The organism is Pseudogemmobacter faecipullorum (assembly GCF_020539525.1).
Classification (GTDB): domain Bacteria; phylum Pseudomonadota; class Alphaproteobacteria; order Rhodobacterales; family Rhodobacteraceae; genus Pseudogemmobacter; species Pseudogemmobacter faecipullorum.
The window spans coordinates 1-6,326 of the sequence record NZ_JACDXX010000049.1 but is presented as its reverse complement, the minus strand read 5'-3'; the positions used below and the strand labels follow the sequence as shown (position 1 = coordinate 6,326).

Annotated in this window: 7 protein-coding genes and 1 pseudogene; 4 read left to right on the top strand and 4 right to left on the bottom strand. The window is 62.6% G+C overall.

What is annotated here, in order from left to right; all coding sequences use genetic code 11:
• Positions 1 to 145: 145 nt before the first annotated feature.
• From H0485_RS20750 to zigA, 4 genes and pseudogenes are all read right to left on the bottom strand, one after another.
• Positions 146 to 475: a DUF6525 family protein gene (locus tag H0485_RS20750; protein WP_226937803.1), complete on the bottom strand. Its 330-nt coding sequence runs from the start codon at positions 473 to 475 to the stop codon at positions 146 to 148.
• Positions 475 to 1,128: a DUF1826 domain-containing protein gene (locus H0485_RS20745; RefSeq protein ID WP_226937802.1), complete on the bottom strand. Its 654-nt coding sequence runs from the start codon at positions 1,126 to 1,128 to the stop codon at positions 475 to 477. Before H0485_RS20745 ends, H0485_RS20750 begins: the two co-directional genes overlap by 1 nt.
• Positions 1,125 to 2,287, bottom strand: a pseudogene (locus H0485_RS20740) (S-(hydroxymethyl)glutathione dehydrogenase/class III alcohol dehydrogenase). Before H0485_RS20740 ends, H0485_RS20745 begins: the two are co-directional and overlap by 4 nt.
• Positions 2,288 to 2,336: 49 nt before the next feature.
• On the bottom strand, positions 2,337 to 3,560 hold the full coding sequence (gene zigA, locus H0485_RS20735; RefSeq protein WP_226937801.1) for a zinc metallochaperone GTPase ZigA: 1,224 nt from the start codon (positions 3,558 to 3,560) through the stop codon (positions 2,337 to 2,339).
• 62 nt (positions 3,561 to 3,622) lie between these two features.
• Between zigA and hisI the strand changes: the two genes are divergently transcribed.
• From hisI to H0485_RS20715, 4 genes are read left to right on the top strand one after another with little or no spacing between them, the layout of a single operon-like run.
• Positions 3,623 to 4,087 carry a phosphoribosyl-AMP cyclohydrolase gene (hisI, locus tag H0485_RS20730; protein ID WP_226937800.1) on the top strand — a complete coding sequence of 155 codons (465 nt, stop codon included), beginning with the start codon at positions 3,623 to 3,625 and terminating at the stop codon, positions 4,085 to 4,087.
• A 10-nt stretch (positions 4,088 to 4,097) separates the two neighbouring features.
• On the top strand, positions 4,098 to 4,757 hold the full coding sequence (ribD, locus tag H0485_RS20725; RefSeq protein ID WP_354002471.1) for a bifunctional diaminohydroxyphosphoribosylaminopyrimidine deaminase/5-amino-6-(5-phosphoribosylamino)uracil reductase RibD: 660 nt from the start codon (positions 4,098 to 4,100) through the stop codon (positions 4,755 to 4,757).
• A gap of 7 nt (positions 4,758 to 4,764) precedes the next feature.
• Positions 4,765 to 4,992 (top strand): hypothetical protein, encoded by a 228-nt coding sequence (locus tag H0485_RS20720; RefSeq protein WP_226937799.1) that lies wholly within the window; start codon positions 4,765 to 4,767, stop codon positions 4,990 to 4,992.
• Positions 4,993 to 4,997: 5 nt separating this feature from the next.
• Entirely contained in the window at positions 4,998 to 6,284 is a 1,287-nt protein-coding gene (locus tag H0485_RS20715; protein WP_226937798.1) for a CobW family GTP-binding protein, read from the top strand.
• Positions 6,285 to 6,326: the final 42 nt, after the last annotated feature.

The following is a 6,326-nucleotide window of genomic DNA, read 5'->3' as shown; positions in this document are numbered from 1 at the left end:
AAGGATCACCGACTTCGGATAATGCACGCCCTTGAACTCGATCACGCCCCGAGCCTCTCCCCAACTGCCCGAAAACAATGGCATATCAAAGGTCGTCGAAGAAACCAGAAACTTTGCGACACTGCCAGGAGATGTCAGGGACAACTCAGGCACGCATCCCACTGGCGAAAACGCGCCGGGAGATTGCCGGAGAACGTGGCGGTGTCGCAGGGGAAGGATAGCAGTCTCCCCAAATCTTAGGGCAATCCTTGGCGAGCATGCGCTGCTCGGCCAGATCCAGACGGGCGAGGGCCGCTGTGATATTGCCCCGCTCCTCCCGAAGCAGTCTCGGCCAGATACGCGATATCGAGCGCGGACTCCATGGAAGTGCTGCCCCGGCCAGCCAGGCCCTGAGTTCGGGGGGCAGGCGGTCAAACAGATCAAACGGCCGCCCGCGGCTGCGTCGTTTCAGCGATGTGGCAAGGTTACGCGACATCAGTGAACAGCCCCGCCCGGTCGATAGTCGGCACCCGGATCAATCACCAGCAGGAGCCGACTCTGTCCCGTGCCAGAGATCGGAGGTGATCGGTGAAGCAGCCCGGTCTTCTCGCGCCCTGGCCAAAGCGTGCCGCGCAAGATTGCCGCCGCGCCGGCTGTCAGATCCAGCGGTGCCTGTTCCTGTCCAGGCTGTGCGATCTGGGTGCCAGCGCCGCGATAGGTGCAAAGCATCCGGGCGGTCATATTGTCGATGTGAAACCTGCGGCAGGCATCGGTGGTGACAACATCGAGCCGCAAATGTAGTAAGGGGGCGCGCATGACCTCAGACGTGATGAAGCCAAGCGCCGCGATGTCGCTGGCGAGCATGTCGCGCATCGGCCCCAGGGGCGTTCCCGCCCTGTCGCAGGCCGCCTGCACGCAGGCTTCCACCGCATCCACAGAGACCAATGTCCGCAGTTGCGGCAGGGACGAGACCGGCAGCGCCTCAATCCAGTCCAGAAACTCAGGCAGGGGCTTGCGCTGCCAGATTACCGCCCCGATGCCCGGCGCGGCGATTTCCTGCAAGATTTCCGGGTCGCGGGCCTGTAAAATAGCGCGGGCCCTGGATGCCCCCGGAAACGGGACGACGTTCTGAACCCGCGCGAAGCTCACAGCCCGATGATCTTTCCGGGCAGCGAATTGGTGCGCATCGTCTCATCCGGGCGGAAATGAATGACGGAACGGATCGACTCGCCTGCCTTCAGCAGATCGAACGCAGTGTTGATATGGTCATGCGGCATGTTGTGGGTGATGTAGGGATCGACGCTGAAATCGCCGCGCAGCCATTCATCCACCATACCCGGCAGCTGCGACCGCCCCAGCACCCCGCCGAAGGCCGATCCACGCCAAACGCGGCCCGTGACCAGCTGGAACGGCCGGGTGGAGATCTCCCGCCTGCGCCCGCCACGCCGATCACGGTGCATTCGCCCCAGCCCTTGTGGCAGCATTCCAGCGCCGAACGCATGACACCCACGTTGCCGATGCACTCGAAACTGTAATCCACCCCACCATCGGTCATGTCGATGATGACCTGATGGATCGGCTGGTCGAAATCCTTGGGGTTGATGCATTCATGCGCGCCCATGCTTTTCGCCAGCAGGAATTTCGACGGGTTGGTGTCGATGCCGATGATCCGCCCCGCACCGATCAGCCTGGCGCCCTGAATCACCGCCATGCCCACCGCACCAAGACCGAAGACCGCAACCGTCGATCCCGGCTCCACCTTGGCCGTGTTGCGCACGGCGCCGATGCCGGTGGGGATGGCGCAGCCCATGACGCTGGCCTTGGCCAGAGGTGCCTCTTTCGAGATCTTCGCCACGGCGATTTCCGGCAGCACCGTGTATTCGCTGAAGGTCGAGGTGCCCATGTAGTGATGGATCATCCGCCCCTTGTAAGAGAAGCGCGAGGTGCCATCGGGCATCAGCCCCTGGCCTTGCGTCTTGCGGATGGTCTGGCAGAGGTTGGTCTTGCCGGATTTGATATAGGGGCAGTTCGGATCTTCGGGGGTGTAGAGCGGGATGATGTGATCGCCAGGGCTCACCGAGGTGACGCCCGGCCCGATCTCCTCGACGATGCCCACCGCCTCATGCCCCAGAACGGCGGGGAACAGACCTTCGGGATCCTTGCCCGAAAGGGTGAAGACATCGGTGTGGCACAGGCTGGTGGTGACGATGCGGATCAGCACTTCACCGGCTTTCGGGCCTTCAAGGTCGATTTCCTCGATCTCCAGCGGGCGGTTGGCTTCCCAGGCGATGGCGGCACGGGTCTTCATCGGGTGTCCTCCGGATCAGTCGGTGAAAAACAGCGAGGGATCGGGCCGATTAAGCGACCCGCTTCTGCCCCCATTGCGGGAAGGGATCGGGCAGTTTCGACCACGCTTCAGGCGTGAAGTCCCAGGCATCAACCAGAGCCGCGTCTAGCCGGGCGGTCAGCGCGTCCTTGTCCATACCGGCCCCGATGAAGACGAGTTCCTGCCGGCGGTCGCCCCAAGGTTCTTCCCAGACCTCACCGACTTCACTCAGCGCATCGGGATGGGTCGGCCAACGCTCGCGCGGCACCGAGGCCCACCAACCGCCAAGCGGCGTCACGCTGGACATGGCGCCCGCGAGGCTGAACTCAACCGCCCAATTCGGACGCGAGGCGATCCAGAAATGCCCCTTGGCCCGGATCACCCCCGGCAGATCACCATTCAGCAGGTCATAGACCTTGCGCGGATGGAACGGACGGCGGGCGCGATAGACGAAGGAGGAGATCCCGTATTCCTCGGTCTCGGGCACATGGTTCTCGAACCCATAGAGTTCCTTGGCCCAGAGCGGGTGCTCATGCGCCTTGTCGAAATCGAAAAGGCCGGTGTCAAAAATCGCATCCGCCTCGACACGGGAAAAATCGGTCTCGATCAGCTTCGCATCGGGGTTCAGCGCACGGACGATCTTGCGGGCCTGATCAAGGCGGGTCGGTCCGGCCTCGGTCACCTTGTTCAGGATGATGACATCGGCAAATTCCATCTGGTCAGTGAGCAGATTGACCAGCGTGCGCTCATCCTGCTCGCCAAGACTTTCGCCACGATCCGCGATGAAGTCATGGCTGGCAAAGTCCTTCGTCAGGTTGACCGCATCGACCACGGTGACCATCGTGTCGAGCCGCGAGACATCCGATAGGCTTTCGCCATTGGCATCGCGGAAATCGAAGGTGGCGGCGACCGGCAGCGGCTCGGCGATGCCGGTGGATTCGATCAGCAGGTAGTCGAAGCGGCCCTCTTCCGCCAAACGCCGCACCTCGACCAGCAGGTCGTCGCGTAGCGTGCAGCAGATGCAACCATTGGTCATCTCGACCAGCTTTTCTTCAGAGCGTGACAGTTCCGCCCCATCGCGCACAAGATCCGCGTCGATGTTCACCTCGGACATGTCGTTGACGATGACCGCCACCCGGCGGCCCTCGCGGTTGTTCAGGATATGGTTCAGAAGCGTGGTCTTACCCGCGCCCAGAAAGCCGGAAAGAACGGTGACGGGCAGGCGCTTATCGCCGGAGAGCTGGCTGGCTGGCATGGCATCCTCGTAAACGTGATGTTATTACGTTACTCGAATAATCAGAATCACCGAGGCCTGCAATGCTGAATTTCTCCCCCCGCATCTCTGTCGAGCAGGTCGAGGAAGGCCATGACCTCGCTCCGAAGTTCGGGCCGGACGGTCTGATCCCGGTCGTCACCACCGATGCCACCAGCGGCGAAGTGCTCATGATGGGGATGATGAACGCCGAGGCCCTGACCCGCAGCATAGGGACAGGCGAGGCGCATTACTGGAGCCGATCACGCGGGTGCCTCTGGCACAAGGGTGCGACCAGTGGCCTGGTGCAGAAGATCGTCGAAATGCGGGTCGACGATGATCAGGATGCGATTTGGCTGCGGGTGAAGGTGGCTGGCGGCGCGAGTTGCCATGTCGGCTATCGGTCCTGTTTCTACCGGGCGGTGCCTTTGGGCACGACCGATGCGCCGCAACTGACCTACACCGAGACGGAGAAGGTCTTCGATCCCCTTCAGGTTTACCGCGATGCCCTGAACCCCACCCAGCTCTGACGCGCTCTGGATGGGCCGCGCGCTGGCGCTGGCGCGGCAGATGCGTGGCCATGTCTGGCCCAATCCGCCCGTGGGCTGCGTGATCGTCAAGGATGGCGTGGTGATCGCCGAGGGCGATACGCAACCGGGCGGACGCCCGCATACTGAACGCGTGGCGCTGGATCGGGCCGGGGCATCCGCTGCCGGTTCTACCCTCTACGTGACCCTGGAGCCCTGTTGCCATTGGGGCAAGACCCCGCCTTGCGCGGACGCCATCATCGCGGCTGGCGTGGCGCGTGTCGTTGCCGCGATGCAGGATCCCGATCCACGCGTGAACGGCGGCGGCTTCCAGCGGCTGCGCGAGGCCGGGATTGAGGTGTCCGTCGGCGAGGGCGAGACCGATGCCCGCGCGATCATGTCCGGTTTTCTGCACCGCACACGGACCGGAGAGCCGGAGCTGATCCTTTCCGAGTGTACTTTGACGGAAGTTCCCGAGGGTGTCGACGGCCTGCTGGAGACGCGCGATGGCGTATGCTCCCTTCGCCTGCGCAACTCGCAGCAGCTGCCGATTGAGGCCGCTGATTTTGGCCGTGAAGGGCTTTTGCACCACCTCGGCGCCCTTGGCCTCACCTCGGTCGCCCTTTGGCGCGACGATCCGCTGAGGACCGCCCTTTGTTCAACACCTGCTTGAGGCCCGCATGAGTTACGTTCCACAAAATTATGATGAATGGGAGCACTGCATCACCGTCAAATGCGGCATCCCGCTGACGGCGGATTACGTCGCCCAACGGATCGTTGCACTCGAAGATGGACGTGACTTCCACACCGAAAAGTTCATCGCGCGATGGGGCGCGGCCCACCATGCCCGGACCCTTCAATGGTTCCGCGAGGCGCAATCCCGGCTTGCCGGCGCTATGAGCCACTGACGCCTATGCAGGACAATCAAGCGCCGCAAATACCGGTGACCATCCTCAACGGCTTCCTCGGGGCCGGAAAGACCACGCTTCTGCAGAACCTGCTGGTCCAGGCCCGGGGACTGCCGGACACCCGCATTGGCGTCATCGTCAACGAGATGAGCGAGTTGGATGTTGATGGCGCTGTTCTTGACACCAGCGAAGTGATCTCACGCCGGGATCCGCGCTTTGCGTCTATTCCGGCTGGCAGCATCAGTGGTGCGGCGGGCCTCGCGCATTTCTCGGCGGCTGTAGACAAGGTGACCCGCGGCAGCGCGTCTCATATCCTGCTCGAGACTTCCGGCAGCACCCATCCCTGGCCCTTGCTGGAGGCGATCCGAACCCACCCTGCCCTGCGGCTGCACGGATTTCTCTCGGTCGTCGATACCGTGACACTCGCGCAGGATCACGATTGCGGTCGCACCATCCTTCCCAAGGCCTCACGCAACCTCGCCGCAGGAAAACGCGGGATCGAAAACCTGCTGGCCGAGCAGGTCATGTTCGCGAGCCGCATCCTGCTGTCGAAAATGGACCGCGTGAAACCCGAAATCTTGCAGGCGGTGGCGCAGGCCATCCATCCGATCAATCCCTTTGCTGACATCATGGGCATGCAATGGGGCAATGTTCGGCTGGCTGATGTTCTTGCGCTGCCACCTTATGACCATGCACGGATTGCCAAATTGGGTGCGGAGCTGACCGACTGGGACCGCGAGCATGGAACCAGTTCGATGGCGGGGGCCGAGGACTATCGCATCGACAGCATCGTGATCTCGGACCCGCGGCCCTTTCATCCGCAACGGCTGTGGCAAGTCTACAACCACTACCTTGGCACCGGCATCTACCGCAGCAAGGGCTTTTTCTGGTTACCGACCCGCGACCGGCTGCAACTGCTGTGGAACCAGACTGCGGGCAGTATCGGGCTGGAGATCATGAACTACTGGAAGGTCGCAACGCTGGAAGACGAAAGCCTGAACCTCTTGCCCGAAGAGCGCGACGAGATGCTCCGCCGGATCGCGGGAATGTCGCCCGACTTCGGCGACCGGCGCTGCCGTATGACCGTGATCGGAGACCGGGACGGGCTGGAAGAGTTCGCGGATGCCCTGCGAGGGTGCTTTTGCACGGCGGACGAGATTGCGGCCTGGAAAGCGGGGGAGCAGTTCGACGACCCTTGGCCCTCGACTGTCCGTCGTCGAATGATTTGGAACCGCCGCGCTGATTTTGTAGCAGATGGCTTGGGCTCATCGGGTTCAGGCTATGCTGCTTGACGCTGGTGGTTCAAGCGGCGGTTTTGGATGGTCTGCTGTTTG

Excerpts from the sequence above, each read along its gene's own strand:
- H0485_RS20750 (WP_226937803.1), bottom strand. The coding sequence starts at position 475 with ATGTCGCGTAACCTTGCCACATCGCTGAAACGACGCAGCCGCGGGCGG.
- zigA (WP_226937801.1), bottom strand. The coding sequence starts at position 3,560 with ATGCCAGCCAGCCAGCTCTCCGGCGATAAGCGCCTGCCCGTCACCGTT.
- hisI (WP_226937800.1), top strand. The coding sequence starts at position 3,623 with ATGCTGAATTTCTCCCCCCGCATCTCTGTCGAGCAGGTCGAGGAAGGC.
- ribD (WP_354002471.1), top strand. The coding sequence starts at position 4,098 with ATGGGCCGCGCGCTGGCGCTGGCGCGGCAGATGCGTGGCCATGTCTGG.
- H0485_RS20720 (WP_226937799.1), top strand. The coding sequence starts at position 4,765 with ATGAGTTACGTTCCACAAAATTATGATGAATGGGAGCACTGCATCACC.
- H0485_RS20715 (WP_226937798.1), top strand. The coding sequence starts at position 4,998 with ATGCAGGACAATCAAGCGCCGCAAATACCGGTGACCATCCTCAACGGC.